We start from the raw sequence: 15309 nt of genomic DNA, 5'->3' as shown, positions 1-15309 counted from the left end.
TTTTCCTACCCGGAAGTATCCGTATCAAGGCCAGCATACATGGCCTCTGCAAGTCTGTACGCCGAAGCCTCGAGACTTGCAATAATGGCTTCGAGTTCTTCCTTATTGGCGTCCTCAAGAAGCTCTTTTACGGTTTGAACGTCATAGGAGATTTCCTCACGCTCATCAGGCGTGAGGAACTCGCCGTATTCCCCGAGACTTCGCTCGGTGGAGTAAACCAATCCTTGCGCTCGGTTCCGAAGCTCAATCATGGCCTTCTTTTCGGAGTCGGATGATCGATGTTCGTCGGCCTCTTGAATCATGCGCTCAATATCGGCTTCAGAAAGTCCGCCGTCAGCCACAACCGAGACCGATTGTTGGCGTCCGGTACCGAGATCTCGAGCGTTAACGCTCACCATCCCGTTTTCATCGATCTTGAACGTCACCTCGATCTTCGGAAGTCCACGAGGTGCAGGTGGGATACCGTGCAACTCAAACTTCGCGAGGCTCTTATTCTCGTCCGCCATGGCACGCTCACCCTGTAGGACGTGAACGCGCACCATTTCCTGATTGTCTTTGGTCGTACTGAAGACTTCTGAATACGTGCATGGAATGGTGGTATTGGCAGGGATGAGCGGCGTAAATACGCCACCCATGGTCTCAATACCAAGCGTCAAGGGTGTCACGTCCAGAAGGAGAACATCTGTGAGTTCACCACGAACGATACCGCCCTGAATTGCAGCTCCCATGGCCACGACTTCGTCTGGATTAACGGTCTTGTCCGGCTCTTTCTGGAAGAAAATGGCAACCTGTTGGCGAACGAGCGGCATGCGCGTCATCCCGCCCACCAGGATGACCGCGTTGATATCCTTTTTGGAGAGACCAGCTTCGCGAAGCGCTTGGCCACATGGGTCGAGCGTTCGCTTGACGAGCTCCCCGGTCATCTTTTCAAACTCGGCGCGCGTGAGCACGCGTTCGATATGTTTTGGTCCGGTTGCGTCGGCAAAGATAAAGGGCAAGCTGATGGTTGTCTGCTCGAGACTCGAGAGCTCCATCTTGGCTCGCTCTGCCTCTTCTTTTAACCGCTGCATAGCCATATTATCACCACGCAGATCCGCGCCTGTTTCCTCTTTGAAGCCGCTGACAAGCCAGTCGATGATCGCGTAATCGAAGTCTTCACCACCGAGGAATGTATCGCCGGAGGTGGAGAGCACGCTGAACACACCATCAGCGAGTTCGAGGATGGAGATATCGAAGGTACCTCCTCCAAGGTCGTAGACAGCGACTTTCATGCCGTCTTGACTCAGATCGGCACCTGACCCAAGGCCATAGGCCAAAGCTGCAGCGGTTGGCTCGTTAATGATCCTTAGAACATTCATGCCGGCGATTCGTCCCGCATCACGCGTAGCTTGGCGTTGCGCGTCGTTGAAATAGGCAGGAACCGTGATGACAGCGTCAGTGACATCTTGACCCAAGAAGTCTTCGGCCTGTCGCTTGAGGTCGGCCAGAATGAACGAAGATATCTCAGGCGGTGAGTACTCTTTCCCTTTAACCCGCACCCATGCGTCACCCGATTCAGACTCGACAACGCCGTAGGGAACAGATTCCATCACGCGGCGAACCATTTCATCGTCGAACCGTCGCCCCATCAGGCGCTTAACAGCAAAAACGGTATTTTCGGGATTGGTCTCAGCCTGGCGTCTCGCAAGCACACCGACAAGTCTTGAGTCGTCTGAAAAGGCGACTACCGACGGAGTTGTGCGCCCCCCTTCTGAGTTCGGAATAATGACGCGCTCAGTCCCATCAATGAAACATACGCAGGAGTTAGTTGTTCCGAGGTCAATACCGATCGTTTTGGACATTCCTCAATCCCCGAGCTTAGGTGCTCTCACTCTTCGCTTTCTGCCGACTCGATTGACTCTTCCTCAACCGGCTGGCTCTGGTCCTCTTCGCTTGAAACGTTATCTTGAGGTGCTTCGACACGTTTTGCAACCGCAACCAACGCAGGACGCAACAATCTGTCGTGCAGAAAGTATCCTTTTTGATATTGCTCAACGATCACACCGGTATCGTGTTCGCTGGACTCAACCTGCTGAATCGCTTCGTGCTTCTGGGGGTCAAAGTGCTCACCGCGTGCATCAAATTGCACCACGCCGTGCTTTTCCAAAGAAGACACAAACTGCCGAGAGACCATACGCACGCCTTCCGCGATATTTGCGCCCGCCTCGGTTTTTTCCGCGTGATCGAGCGCTCGCTCAAGGTTATCGAGCGCTGGTAGCAACTCCTGAACGACCCTATCGATGCCGTACTTTCTGAGGTCTTCGCGTTCTCGCGCGGCACGTTTTCTAAAATTGTCGAGGTCAGCGGCGGAGCGCATCAATCGGTTCTTCAGGTCATCGCGCTCCTCTTCAAGAGACACCAATTTATCGTTGAGTTCTTGGATAAGAGCGTCATCAACTACAGCCACTTCACCAGCTTCAACGACCTCCGCCACACTCGATTCAGAATCAGGGCTTAAGAAGAGGTCTTCCAGGATTTCTGGTGCCTCGTCCACCTCAGGTGAGGAGGGCTCGACATCGCCGTCTTGGTCATCAAAGGGGATAGGCGTTCCAAACTCATTTTCTTCAGTCAAAACATACCTCCGGACTCACACCGGTCAGAACCACTGGGTTAGACCCATCTGAAAACAACAGGTGGCAAGCCACCTTACAATTAGTTTTGATTCGAGTCGTCGTCTCGGGCAGTGTTTAACACACCTGCAACTCTCTCGACTAGCGGAATTATGCGCTGATAGTCCATCCTCATGGGCCCGAGCACACCGATCATGCCAACCGGCTCTGGCCCTTGATAGAAGCGGCAGACCACCAAACCAAGGTCACGCGCCCAATCGGATTCTTCAAGCTCGGTACCAATAGCTACGCTCGGTCCTGCGGCCGATTCAATGCGGTCCAGAATTTCAATCAGCCTCTCACGTTCTTCCACCACGCGAACCACCTCTCGAAGCCTGTCCATATCTGAGGTCAGCTCTGCGATATCGAGGAATTTCGTCAGCCCTTCAACGCGTAATTTGGTCTCCTCGTTCGAAGATGCGACCTGCTCGCCCACCCTAAGCGCCGACTCCTCGAATTGCCGCTTCGCGCTTCGAGCCATCTTGAGTTCATCGCGAATCCTCAGGCGCATCTGGTCCAAGGTCTGCCCCGTGACATACTCCACGAGGTAATTCTGCATTTGATTGAGAGCCAAGAGGTCTAGAGGGTCGTCGAGATGGCACATCCTCTCGATAACTCTTCCTTCCTCAGTGACCAAAATTGCTAGAATTCTGTGGTCAGAAATCGAGACTAACTTCAAATCCCGAAGGCGCACCTGAGAGAGTTGAGGGCCGAGCACTAGGCCAGCGAAGTTGGTCAACTGGCTTAGGATCGCCCCAGCGCGGCTCGCGTTGGACTCGAGATCACTCTCATCGCTAAGTTCGGCGAGCCCAATCGAGATGGGCGCGGCGTGAGATTTCAGTGCGATTTCATCGACCCACTGCCGAAGTCCAAGTGCTGTAGGAACTCGGCCTGCCGAGGTGTGCGGCTGTGTGAGCAACCCCATCGACTCAAGGTCCCCCATGACGTTTCGGATCGTGGCAGAGCTCACATCGAGCTGAGATTCCCGAGCGATCGTAGCGCTCGCCACGGCCTCGCCTCGTTGGATATAGGTGTCCACGATGTAAAAGAGCACCCCTCGCTGCCGCTCATTAAGGTCATGTAAAGGTGCCATGGGCTACTCCTGCTCCGACGGGATTCTCCACCACGCCCCAAGATTGGCACCCAGCGCGCTGACGGCAAGTGCCGGTAGCACAATTACTGAAAATTGTAGGACATGAAGTATCGCAGCAAATGCGCCAACACGGCCCCCTACCTGCTCCAGAGAGACAAAGAGCCCAGCGCCAAGCATGACAAAGAATTGAAAATTGCCGGCCATCGCCGGCCCCGCAGGGATCATGATCCCAACCACCAACACACAGAGCATGGTCAACGCATCAAGGGGTCCAATTTCAAGACCAAAGCCAAACGAAGCCAAACACCACATCGTCAGCGCGTTGAATCCCCAATACACGGCCGAAAGCCCGATGAACGCCCCCAAGGTGTTCGCATTTCCAACTCCTTTGAGCCCCAAAATAAAGGCATCCAACATACCGGCCGCCTTGTGGCCGATTCCTCCGGGGATTTTTTCCGCGACTGCGTTCACCCAGCGCATGGTCCACTCGCGTTTGAACCAGGCCATCAAACAAACGGTGAAGGCAGGAATGAACACCGATGCGCTTATGATGCCACCGGCCATGATCGACGAAGTAGAGGCATCACCGCTGTAGAGGGTCAGGGTCAGAAAAAGTAGGCCCGTGATCACGAGGCCGTCCATCACACGCTCCACAACGGCAGTTCCGAGTCCTGCGCTCATTGGAACCGCTGTGTGTCTGGCCAAGAGCACCGGACGCACGAACTCTCCAAGACGCATCGGAAAAAGCAATATGGCGGCAAAACCAACGGTCGAAATTTCGGCCACTGTCCGCGCATCTACCTCAGCGATGGGCTTGACCAGATAGTACCAGCGCCAAACACGGGCGAAATGGGAAATGCTGTAGAGGACAAACGTTGCGACAAGAACGGGCGCGATCTCTCCCCATACCAACGCATCCAAGGCCTGAGCGACCTCATCGAGTGGGAGTTCTCGGGCTGCAAGCCAGAAGAAGAACCCACCGATAACCAAGGCAATCACCCCATAAAGTAGGGTTTTTTTCATTCGCCAAATTCACGTCGGATTCGGTCTTTGAGACCTTCCAATTCAGATTCCGATTCCATTTTTCGAAACCGTTTCTCAACGTCGGAAACGCGCGGATCGTCCGTTTCGCGTTTTGACTCCGCAGCGCCGGGATTTGCAGCGGCTTTGAGTTTGTCTTTTTGCCGCCGAATCGCTTCAAGCTCTTTTGCGATGGTCTCAGCCTCAGCCATATAACCGCGCAAGATACCTTGTGCTTCATCGGCGAGGTCCACTTCATTCCATTCACGAGCCAGGTTCAGCCGGCCTCGCCAACGCTCCTGCTGCTTTTGTACTTCATCGAGACGGCGCTCAACATCTCGCTCTTGCATGATAAGGTTCGCGAGCTGGTCTCGAGCCTGGGCCATGGACAATCCAGAGTACTCGGCGCTTGTCGTCGAGCTCTGAGCGCCCCCGCCTCCAATCTCCTCGAAAGGACTCGAATCGTTCTGCTCGTCCTCGGGAACAGGCTCTTGGTGCGTCTCAGCAGCAGTCTTCCACGCCTCACGATTGGCCAACGCCACTTTGAGCGCCTCAGCAACATCGGCGGCCCCGCTAGTGCCACTGAGCTTGTCAGAAGCCTCCTGCGCGCTTTGAAGACCTGTTTCGATGAGATCATCGAGCACTGCTCCAAGTTTGAGCAAGTCGTTGACGTGCCGAGCGGCTCCGTGACGCACGAGGAACTCGATTTGTTCGGGAGCGCCAGTCTCATCACCCACCAAGAGAAGTGGCCGGTCTTGCGCGATAATCTCAGGAATGAAAACCTCTTTGGGGTGGGCCACCACAAGATCGGCGGCTGCAAAATAGCGTTCCAAATCAGGAACTTTCCCGAACATCAACGCCCTCAAACCATATTGAGCCGCTGCGCGCCGCAGGGTCCCGGCAGCTGCACTATCGCCCTGGTGATGGAACACAAAACGGACCTTTTTCTCGACCAAGGTGGCCTGGAAAACCAGCTTTTCTAGAGTCGCGGTCTCAAGGGTATCCGCTCGAACCAAGACAACACTTTGGTCCCCGAGCTTGAGTTCCTTTCTGACTGCCTCACGGTCGACTTCGTTTGAGAACCTTGACTCTACGGCAGGACCCGCAACGATCACACGTTCTCCTGCTACGCCATTTCTCTCAAGCTGCGTCTTGAATTCTTGATTCGGGACCACAAAACCCTTGAACGGACTTCGCAACCACTCGGCACCAAATTGGAAATCGGAAACCACGCCCACTTGAAGCGCGTTGATCCCTGTCAACGTCTCCACCAGCCCGAGCGGTCGCGCATATCGAGCATCAGTAATCACGAGCAAATCGGGACGTGCACGCCTCATAGCCCCTAGGAAATCTTCGTCAGTGCGGCCCTGTACAGCGACTCTCAAACCACGAAGCAGACGCTCGGCGCCGCCTGCAATCGCGCCTCGCGCCGCTGACCCAAGGACCTCAGTAATGGTGACGATCTCGACGGTAGCCCCATCGCTTTCAAGGAGCTGCGCCACCTCTTTGTAGGCGGCTTCTCGAGCGCTGTGATCCACCAGAATCCAAACGATAGCCCCATTCAAATTCGATTCACTCATCTAGAACTCCCCTGTCGCGCAAGTAGTCGAAGTCCGCGCATCGGACCTCAAAATTCGTAGAAATTATCCAGGAACGATGCGATCTGAGTCACGTCCATCGACTTGCAATAATAACCGTTGATATCGTTCTCAATACAGAGTTTTTGCAGTTTTTCTGCATCCATATCGCTGTACAACACGATCACAAGTTCCTCGTATTCCTCCGACGAACGAAGCGTTTCCAAAAGGTCGTTCGCGTTGAGACGATTCATCTCGATGTCGATCAAGAGGATCTCAGGCTTCTCAAAGTCGATCTTGGAGAGGGCACCGCTAGGGGAGGAAAGTGTCACGACATCGTAGCCGCCTTCCTTGAGGTACTTTTCGGCCTCCATGACGTCGAGGATATTTTCATCCAGGATCATCACTTTACGGCTCACTTCCATCGGGAACTCCTTAGCAAACAATGAAATATTAGTTCGTAGAGACGATAGAGCCCAGAACGTTTGCGGTCAATCCGCATTGATAGGTTCCGTTACGACTTTCGCGACGCTCTCCTCTTCATCCGAAAAATCGAGCACAACGTCCTGTGGAGACGACACCTGCGCTTTGGCGACCGCCACCATGGCGGGGCGCAAAACATCAGCACCTTGCGAAAAGCCAACACGGTAACACTCAGCAATCATACCGGTCTTAAGGCCTTCCACCTCTCTCTGCTCCACGGCTTCATGCCGCACTGGATCAAAACTATCGGACTCATTGGGCTCAATGACCTCAACGCCGTGGCGCTTCAAGATTCCCTCGAATTGCCCCCACACGAGCTCGACGCCTTCGGCCAAACCCTCCCCGCTCTTTTGCCCACGAGCCGCGAGTAGAGCATCGGCAAGCGGCATCAGGTCTTTGAGCAACTTATGCTCTGCGCGCTCCAGATTCGTATCAGCTTCATTGCGAATCCGAGACACTCGCTTCTCCGCCTCGAGTTCAGTGACCTTCAAAGCCTTCTCGGCCTTCAACTGAACATCCAATAATTCTTTCGCCGCGCTTTGCCGCTGAAACGCCAATGCTGCCGCGAGGATAAGAGCTATGATGACGCTAAGCGCTAGCCAAATTTCCATGAACGCACCATCTTTTGATTGACACCCAATTTTGGAGCATGATACCCACCTCTTCCTTCGGCGGCGTAGCCAAGTGGTAAGGCATGGGCCTGCAAAGCCTTGATCACCGGTTCGAATCCGGTCGCCGCCTTAAAAACCCTCGAGTAATCGAGGGTTTTTTTGTGTCCGAAATCCATCAAAACGCCGTATCCACAGACGGAGCCTGGTCGAGCATCGCGTCGGCCTGGGCCTTTTCCTCTGCCTCCAGTTCAGTCACCCTGCGAAAATACTCTCGTGCAAGGTTGAGCGCTCCTTCAAGCGCATCGGTGAGCTCGTCGCCAGCTAAGGGCTTTGTGGTGTAAAGAAAGACACCCTCTTGAGACACCTTCACCTCATCGAAACGACTCTTAAGGTCTACGACCTGGCGTCTGAACTTGTTCGTAATCAGGGACTCCGCTCGCTCTTGTGACGGTGCGAGGATCAGGAACTGACTATCGAATGCTTCGTGGCCAATCTTGGTTTCTTGAAGGTGTAAGAACCGCTTGATTACGCCTTGGTCCGCTTCGGTCATCAGCGTGATGCCCTGTTTAACTCGGTCCGGAAAATCAATCATGATTCGAGTGTAGCTCTGTTTTCTTGTGTCACAGATCTCGACCGAATGCGTAAAGTCGTCAGCGCTCGCTTCAATCTCTATCGTACGCCTTCCAAAGACATTTCTAATCGCCCCAGTCTTGGTCGTCTTCTCGCTATACATTTCGAGGCCTTGGTCATTTGCCCTCGATTCCCATATGCTGAACACCTTGGCCAAAGAAAGTAAGGCACCAAGAAGCCCTATCGAGTAGATCACCAGTATCCAATCAATCTCCATGGCTAAACTCTCGGATGTGGGAAGATGATTCTGAAAGTCGTGCCTTGACCCGGCGTAGATTCCACGCCGATCTGCCCCTCGTGCCTTCGGACAATGGTTTCGACAATCGCAAGACCCAGACCCGTTCCACCCTCCGAGTCATGGGTTGTGAAGAATGGCTCAAAGATCCTTTCTAAATGTTCGGGCTCAATACCTTTCGCGTCGTCAACAACTTCACAAATCGTCAATTTCCCTTCGGTTCGGGCGCGAAGAACGATTCGACCACCGGGCTTTTCCATGGCGCGCGCGGCGTTGTTCACAAGATTGACAAAGACGTGCTTTAGCTGAGCCCTCGAGCCCCTCACCTTGGCGTCAGGGTCCACCTCAACGGCGAGGTGGGCGCCGAAGCGCTCTAGAGAGACTTCGCACGACATCACTACGTCGGAGGCTAGTTTTGAAATAGCCACAACTTCGGTTGTGTCGGCGTCTGGTTTTGCCAGAAGGAGCAGATCTTTAACGAAGCTATCGATGTGCTCAACGCCCGAAATTATGCGCTGAAGGCGGTCTCTGTCCTTTTCCTCAAAGAACTTGCCCTCGTACTTCTGAAGCAAATAGTCCGCGTAATTGAGAATGGATGTGAGCGGATTCTTGAGCTCGTGGGCCACACCCGTAGCGAGTTGTCCGATGTTGAGCAGATGCTCGGCGCGCTGCAATCGCTCGGAAACCTGCGCCACTGTTGCCTGATTCGCCCCTGCCGTCACAACAAATCCAGGGGACTCTCGAACCCCAATTGGCGCGACTTGAATCTGCAGACGAACACTGGACTTGTCGGCCCGAATGACTTCGCCTTCAAAGATCGCGACTTCACCCGATGCCATCACTGATGCCGACGAGGTTCTGAGCCGTTTCTGCGAGTCGACATCAAAGAAATCTAGCACATCTTGGCCAATCGCCTGTTTACCCACCAAATCCTCGAACATCTTGTTCGTGACTCGAATCTTTCGGCGTGAATCACAAATCAGAACCACGCTATCCAGATGGTCGATGATGGGTGAAATCTTGGAATAGTCCTCGCGGAGCAGGATGCGGCCTAGCGCAAGGCTAGTCTGCTGCAAGAAAGTCTCAAGCGCCTCACGTTCCGCAACCGTAAACTTCTCCTCGCCACGCCTTTCAACCTGCAAGACAACCGGATGTTCCGAATCTTGAGAGACGACGCGGTATCCGGTGTCACTATCGGCCCAGAGAAACTCGTCCGCGGTCAGCTTTCCAGACTGAGCACCCTTCAACGTCCGACTCAATGCGGGCGAGCCCCAGCCCTGATGCTGGAACACGAAGCCCGGGTCAGGGAACTCGAGGTGGAAGGAAACATCAGTAAACACCTCTTGGAAACACGCGGCGAAGAGTGCTGCGATACGGTCGGGGGATACGAAGAGGTCAGTGTGGCGGTGGGCGTTTACCAGCGACTGAAGCAAACGCACATTGGCGCTGACACCGCGAACAGGTTCGGGGTCGAAGGCGACTCGATAACCGCCAAAATCTAGTGAACCAAGTGACACCGACACACGTTTTTTTCGCGTACCTTCGAGCATCACATCGGCCATGAAAAATTCGTGCCTTTGATTTGGTGCCATGCGCATCTGACGCACGGTCTCGCGTGCGGTCAGAATTAGACGCACCTCTCCCGTTGGCTCCAAGAGGGTTTGTGCCGCCGAGTTCATTGTCATGACCCGCCCATCCTCGTCACAAATTGCGAGAGGATCTGATATCGATTCGAATACTTCTTGATAATCGATGTTGGTCTTCATTTACTGCTACTTCCTTCGCTTCAGTGTTCTTCCCCTTCGTCGATCGCCTCAGAGGCGCTGTCCAAGTCCATAATTCGGGCACCACCCACGTACTCTTTGGTTCGGTAGTCGGTGATTCGCCCAATTTTCCCCACGATATCTGCCACTCGCTTCGCATCGGAGTCGATCTTCGAAAGAATCCTGAGATGCTCGGCCTCGGTGACTTTTCGCCGCATGAGTTCGGTATAACCCAAGAGGCTAGTCAACGGCTGATTTAGCTCATGCGCAGCGGCCCCCGCGAGCTCCGCAACAACCACCCGACGACGCGTGCGTTCAAGGTCTTCTGTGGCCGCCAAGAGGCGTTCTTCCATGTGAAGGTCTCGCCGCAAATCCTTAAAAATCCCCACCGTAGCGACCTCTGCCCCGTCTTGGTCGTGGATGAGTGCCGCCGAAATCTCCACGGGGAGTTCTCTCTCTTCTTTGTCGGTCAGCACGTGGCGTTGAGCCAAAAGCCTCCCCTCCCCGCCGTATTTGTCTTGACGGAGCAATGCCATGATTCGCTCGGCTCCACCTGCCGGATAGAGGTTTCGGACATGCATTCCGATCGCTTCGTTTCTGGACCAACCGAGAATGCGTTCTGCGGCGCGGTTGAAGATCAGGATTTCTCCGGCGATTGAAGCCACGACAATCGCGTCTGGGCTCGATTCGATCACGCCCTGGAGCAGGTCCTTAGCTTCAGCGAGTTCGCGGCTTCGCTCGTCGATCAGGAAATGGTCCCGGCGCAACGAATGAAAGAGCTCGCTCCTTCGAACGGCAACCGCCGTGAGGTCGGACGCGATCGAACAAAGGTCTTTCTCGCGGTCATCCTGGCCAAAATCGTCTCGTGTGGCGATCAACACGATGACACCTATCAGTCGCCCACTCAGCTGCATGGGATAGATCGCCGACGACACGGTCTCAGACCTGACAGCCTCACCGCCCATTTTCGCCATCAATTCGGAGGTTTCTTTTTGGCCGAGCAAGACCGGACGCCTAGACGCCAAGCCTTTGGCGAGCGCCTCAATATTGCGATAGTCGAGGCTGAGATTCGGCGAGCCCTCGGCGCGTGATGGGTCTGAGGGGAGCGCTCGATGAAGCTCTCCGGACTCCTCATCCACCAGATAGACTCCGCACCGCGCCACGCTCAGCGCACGCCTCATCGAGTCCACAAGCACGCGAAGCACATTGCCAAGCGAGTCCTCCTGGCTCATGGTTTTTGCCAGCTCGGTCAAAATTCTGAGGTCCGAGTTCTTCCTTCGAAGCGCACGAATCTGCTGTGCTCTCTCGAGCTGCCAGGAAATCCTGGCGAGGAGCTCTGAGAAGCTAAAGGGCTTTCGAACCACGTCGTCCGCGCCTGCCTTGAACGCGTTCAGTAGCGCGCCCTCGGAGCTCAAGGCCGTCAGAACCATCACCGGAACATCGGCCGCACTTGAGTTTCTCAACGCCTTGATGAGTTCGGTGCCCGTCATCCGAGGCATATTGAGGTCCACCAGAATGAGGTCGGGTATCCGTTCATCTAAGGCCGGAATAACCTCACGAGGGTCCACAAAGGACCTGTATTCAAAGTCAGTCTCACGAAGAAGCTCGCCGATCGCCATCAGCAAACTCTCTTCATCATCAACTGCCCAAATTTGCATCGCCATGCATTCATCCTCTCCCAGAGTAGCCCGACTCTAGAACCTCAGGTCGAGATTGTCGAAGGATTTATCATTTCGAGGCCATGATATAGCGTTCTGCTAGCCATGAATTGATTATTTTGCGACAACACACGTCTGACCATTCGACACTGAAGGGTATTTTTATGAAGTCATACGCAATAATTCTAGTGGCTGCCGCTGGCCTGATTGGCTGCCAGCCAATGAACGCAAGTACAATTCAACAGGAAGTCGAAGGACCTTACGACACAGAATCTCGCTATGACATGTCCTCATTCTCGGGCATTTTCGGGCAAATCGCGGGACAATGGGTGACGCCAGACGCCCTGATTACGAATCGAATTGTCGGTCAAGTCGAAACACAATATGGCTCGTCGGTCGCTTCAACCTTTCGCTCAATTCTCGGTCAATCGATTCAGACCGAAATCAACTCCTACGTCTCCGGGCGCGCTCCGTGGATCTATCAGGTCTCATCGGGACTCAATAAGGTCGACGCGCAAATGAAGACGCTCGACGTCCAAACGACGATGCTCGTGGTGGACCAAGGCGAGAATTACAAGGCTACCCAAACTTGGAACGGAATTTCACTCTTTGATGACCCCAGCTGTCGTGACTCAGGCGGCATCGGATGTTCACAAACCAGTCTCGACACCGCTTCACTTCTAGACTCCGAGTATCCAGTCGAAATCATAAGCAGCGACTATGTAGCGCAAGTGGACCGAGACCAGATGAACATCGAGTCTGGGTCGCTCGATTTCAATTATGGTCGCCTCGGATTGGTCATGCTGACAAATCAACTGCTACCCGCTCAAGCCTCAGAAGGCGTAGGCTTCCGTGAAGTCGTGCTCGGAGCCGTAAACTGCAGGGGCATGGCAGGACGACTTGCCGACAAAGGAATGCTTGGCGTTGATATCGCTGGGGTGGATGTGGGTGTAAGTCTCAACGACGTGATTGGAAATTGTGAGGACGGGGTTTTGGGCCAGGTCAACGGATTCGTAGACCTGTTTGAGGTGCCAGTGGGCATGTCGTTGACTGGGCAAGCGCGACTCCACGACGTGGATTTTGACGGCCAGATCGACCAGATCAACGAAGGTAACCTCGGAGGAACGATGGCCCTTCAAAAACTTGGTGTAAGCGAAGAAGGCCTGGTTTCAGGCCAGTTTATCGGATTCAGAGTTGGAGATATTCCATGAAATACAGATGGCTATTGTTAGCGATGTGCGTACTTGTTTTGAGCGGTTGCAAGACCCCTGAGGTCAACCTTAAAAGTGCGCTGCTCAAGAATCTGACGGCTTCGCGGCTCGATGTGGGCCTCAATCTCGACGTCTTCAACCCCAACGAATATGAGCTTCCGATTCAGCAAGTGGATTGGTCACTCGACCTTTTCAATTCGCGGTTCAATGACGGCTCGGTGGCCCTTAAGCGCAACATTCCCGCCGCGCGGCGCGTGGGCGTTGAGGTCCCTCTGGGCATTGCCTTTAATGCGGTTGCGGTGGGGGCTCAGAATATTCTGACCAAACGCTCCATCCCGTGGGGTATTGACGGCGGCGTTGCGTTCAGGACTCCGGCAGGGCCGGTTCGTGCTGATTTCGGGTCGATGGGCCAGTGGGCAAACCCCCTCTTGCGCTGATTCCACGCGCTAAGGCGACCAATGCCATGCCGGCTAGCATCGCTACAAAGAACCCCAAAAATCCTGAGTTCAGAGACGCCACGTTAACCACGGCTGGGCCTGGACAAACGCCGCTAAGCCCCCAACCGACTCCGAATAGAGAAGATCCGAGAATCAGAGGTGTATCTACTAACGTCTTTTCGGGATGACTGAATTCCTGCGTCAGCAGCGGTTTTTTGAGCCGACGCGATAGAAAATATCCGGGCAGAAACACGCCGATTGCTCCGACCATGACGAGCGCAAGCGCAGGATTGAAGTCTCCCGTAACGTCCAAAAAGGCCAAGACCTTCGACGTATCGGTCATCCCTGAGACCACCAATCCTGCGCCAAATAGTATTCCGGAGAGAAACGCAAAAACGAAACTCCTCATACCGCACCTCCCCAAATCCAAACCGTGATACCGCCGGTAGCCATGAACACACACGTGGCGATCAAAGAGCGCTTCGAGAGCCGGCCAATACCACAAACACCGTGCCCGCTCGTACATCCGTTACCCACGACCGTGCCTATCCCAACAAGAAGTCCCGCCAAAAGCATCACCCCAGTTGGTTTCGTAGGATCTGGGATTCCACCGCCGAGACTCGCCACAACTCCGGCTCCAAGGAGTCCGAGCAAGAAAGCCCAACGCCATGCAGAACCCTCACGCGGTGAGTTCGCGATAATGCCGGAGACGCCGGCAATTCTTCCCAGACCGAGCCAGAGGACGAGCGCTGCTGCGCCGATCATCGCCCCGCCCGCAAGTGCCATATAGTCAAATTCCATCGTCATTTTCCTCTTCTATCCTAGGGCTAGCAAAACCAAATTAAGAACACCAGCGAAATATTTTATTATTCCTACTTGATTAGTAGGATTTAATCTGTAAAGGTTTCAAACACGGTCGAGTTGACCGGATTACAAACCCGATTTTCAGAACGAGGATCACAATGTTGTTTAGGAATTTCAGAAGAAACGCGATCGGCGCACTACTTTCACTTTCGCTCTTGGCGACCGTGGGCTGCGGGGACACGGTGACCGAGCAACGCTGTACTTCCGAAAGCCAAGAGCTTTGCGAAGCACGTCCGCTCAATTCAACAGTCTTCATTACACCTCAGCAGGCGCTGGAGTACCGCGATGCGGGCGCATTGGTTCTCGACGCGCGAAGCCTTGAGAAATACGAGGCCGGACACATTCCTGGCGCGGTTCACACCCTGGGTGGAAAAGAGTTCCAAGACGAGCTCGGACTCGTGATTCCAGACTTGGTCGCCCTCACCGAGACGGCCAGAAATCTTGGCATCAACAACGACCAGAAGATCGTTGTGTACGGTGACAACATCTCGAGCAACACGGGGCGCCTCTTCTGGACGCTTGAGTACCTTGGACACGGCGATGTTTACTTCGTCATCGAGGGCTACGAGACCATTCTTGCAGAGACTGGCGAAGAGCCGGCTACCGAGGCCACGGTGCCTGAAAAAGGTGACTTTGTGGTGGCCCTGAGAGACTCAGTTTGGGCTTCTGCTGAAGAGGTCAAAGAAGCCGCAGAGGGAACAAAGCCAGCCATCCTTATCGATACACGCCGCGAAGGCGAGTGGTATGGGGATGAGGACCGTGGCGATCCACGCCAAGGCGCGATTCCAAATGCAAGTTGGTACTACTGGGAAAATGTCTACGACGAGACCACCGGCAAGTTGCGTCCAAAAGACGAACTTCGCGCAGAGTTTGAGTCGCTTGGCCTCTTCGAAGAAGACACACTCATCATTCCGTATTGCCAGACCGGCGTTCGCTCAACCATTGTTTATGCGGTCTTCCGCTGGCTCGGCCACAACAACGTAAAGAATTACGACGGCTCTTGGGCCGAGTGGTCACGCGACAATGACCTTCCGATCGTGGACCACGAACCCGAAGCCTCAGAGCCTACGGAGTAAGGT

At 54.3% G+C, this 15309-nt stretch carries 15 protein-coding genes and 1 tRNA gene; 4 read left to right on the top strand and 12 right to left on the bottom strand.

Features of this window, described 5'->3' with window-relative positions; genetic code table 11:
- Positions 1–5 precede the first annotated feature (5 nt).
- The 7 genes from dnaK to FRD01_RS21790 all read right to left on the bottom strand — a co-directional run bounded on the left by dnaK (position 6) and on the right by FRD01_RS21790 (position 7432).
- On the bottom strand, positions 6–1841 hold the full coding sequence (gene dnaK, locus FRD01_RS21820; protein WP_146963053.1) for a molecular chaperone DnaK: 1836 nt from the start codon (positions 1839–1841) through the stop codon (positions 6–8).
- Positions 1842–1867: 26 nt separating this feature from the next.
- On the bottom strand, positions 1868–2611 hold the full coding sequence (grpE, locus tag FRD01_RS21815; RefSeq protein WP_146963052.1) for a nucleotide exchange factor GrpE: 744 nt from the start codon (positions 2609–2611) through the stop codon (positions 1868–1870).
- 80 nt (positions 2612–2691) lie between these two features.
- Positions 2692–3741, bottom strand: coding sequence for a heat-inducible transcriptional repressor HrcA (gene hrcA, locus FRD01_RS21810; RefSeq protein WP_146963051.1), 1050 nt, complete (start codon positions 3739–3741; stop codon positions 2692–2694).
- Positions 3742–3744: 3 nt separating this feature from the next.
- Complete coding sequence (locus FRD01_RS21805; protein WP_146963050.1) at positions 3745–4764, bottom strand: lysylphosphatidylglycerol synthase transmembrane domain-containing protein; 1020 nt, start codon at positions 4762–4764, stop codon at positions 3745–3747.
- A complete protein-coding gene (locus FRD01_RS21800; RefSeq protein ID WP_146963049.1) occupies positions 4761–6341 on the bottom strand; it encodes an MGDG synthase family glycosyltransferase in 1581 nt (526 codons plus the stop codon). The genes FRD01_RS21805 and FRD01_RS21800 overlap by 4 nt, the downstream gene beginning before the upstream one ends.
- A gap of 47 nt (positions 6342–6388) precedes the next feature.
- The gene (locus tag FRD01_RS21795) at positions 6389–6763 is read right to left on the bottom strand and encodes a response regulator (RefSeq protein ID WP_146963048.1); all 375 of its coding nucleotides are present in this window, start codon (positions 6761–6763) and stop codon (positions 6389–6391) included.
- Positions 6764–6829: 66 nt separating this feature from the next.
- Positions 6830–7432, bottom strand: coding sequence for a nucleotide exchange factor GrpE (locus tag FRD01_RS21790; protein WP_146963047.1), 603 nt, complete (start codon positions 7430–7432; stop codon positions 6830–6832).
- Between the two features lie 59 nt (positions 7433–7491).
- Between FRD01_RS21790 and FRD01_RS21785 the strand changes: the two genes are divergently transcribed.
- Positions 7492–7562 (top strand) — tRNA-Cys (locus FRD01_RS21785).
- Positions 7563–7607: 45 nt separating this feature from the next.
- Here the strand turns inward: FRD01_RS21785 and FRD01_RS21780 are convergent.
- From FRD01_RS21780 to FRD01_RS21770, 3 genes are read right to left on the bottom strand one after another with little or no spacing between them, the layout of a single operon-like run.
- Entirely contained in the window at positions 7608–8279 is a 672-nt protein-coding gene (locus FRD01_RS21780; RefSeq protein WP_146963046.1) for a hypothetical protein, read from the bottom strand.
- A 2-nt stretch (positions 8280–8281) separates the two neighbouring features.
- Positions 8282–10063: an ATP-binding protein gene (locus FRD01_RS21775; protein ID WP_146963045.1), complete on the bottom strand. Its 1782-nt coding sequence runs from the start codon at positions 10061–10063 to the stop codon at positions 8282–8284.
- A gap of 20 nt (positions 10064–10083) precedes the next feature.
- Complete coding sequence (locus FRD01_RS21770; protein WP_146963044.1) at positions 10084–11724, bottom strand: response regulator; 1641 nt, start codon at positions 11722–11724, stop codon at positions 10084–10086.
- Between the two features lie 158 nt (positions 11725–11882).
- Here FRD01_RS21770 and FRD01_RS21765 point away from each other — a divergent pair, with 158 nt between their 5' ends.
- A complete protein-coding gene (locus FRD01_RS21765; RefSeq protein ID WP_146963043.1) occupies positions 11883–12929 on the top strand; it encodes a hypothetical protein in 1047 nt (348 codons plus the stop codon).
- Positions 12926–13366 carry an LEA type 2 family protein gene (locus tag FRD01_RS21760; protein ID WP_146963042.1) on the top strand — a complete coding sequence of 147 codons (441 nt, stop codon included), beginning with the start codon at positions 12926–12928 and terminating at the stop codon, positions 13364–13366. The genes FRD01_RS21765 and FRD01_RS21760 overlap by 4 nt, the downstream gene beginning before the upstream one ends.
- On the opposite strand, the gene FRD01_RS21755 is transcribed toward FRD01_RS21760, so the two are convergent.
- Together FRD01_RS21755 and FRD01_RS21750 are read right to left on the bottom strand one after the other, a co-directional pair.
- The gene (locus FRD01_RS21755) at positions 13293–13775 is read right to left on the bottom strand and encodes a YeeE/YedE family protein (RefSeq protein ID WP_249755824.1); all 483 of its coding nucleotides are present in this window, start codon (positions 13773–13775) and stop codon (positions 13293–13295) included. The two genes, FRD01_RS21760 and FRD01_RS21755, sit on opposite strands and share 74 nt — an antisense overlap.
- Positions 13772–14173 carry a YeeE/YedE family protein gene (locus FRD01_RS21750; protein WP_146963041.1) on the bottom strand — a complete coding sequence of 134 codons (402 nt, stop codon included), beginning with the start codon at positions 14171–14173 and terminating at the stop codon, positions 13772–13774. The genes FRD01_RS21755 and FRD01_RS21750 overlap by 4 nt, the downstream gene beginning before the upstream one ends.
- A gap of 155 nt (positions 14174–14328) precedes the next feature.
- Between FRD01_RS21750 and FRD01_RS21745 the strand changes: the two genes are divergently transcribed.
- Positions 14329–15306: a sulfurtransferase gene (locus FRD01_RS21745; RefSeq protein ID WP_146963040.1), complete on the top strand. Its 978-nt coding sequence runs from the start codon at positions 14329–14331 to the stop codon at positions 15304–15306.
- Positions 15307–15309: the final 3 nt, after the last annotated feature.

Origin of the sequence: Microvenator marinus (assembly GCF_007993755.1) — a bacterium.
GTDB classification, from domain to species: Bacteria; Myxococcota_A; Bradymonadia; order Bradymonadales; family Bradymonadaceae; genus Allomicrovenator; species Allomicrovenator marinus.
The sequence above is the reverse complement of the archived record's forward strand: the minus strand, read 5'-3'. Positions and strand labels throughout refer to the sequence as shown.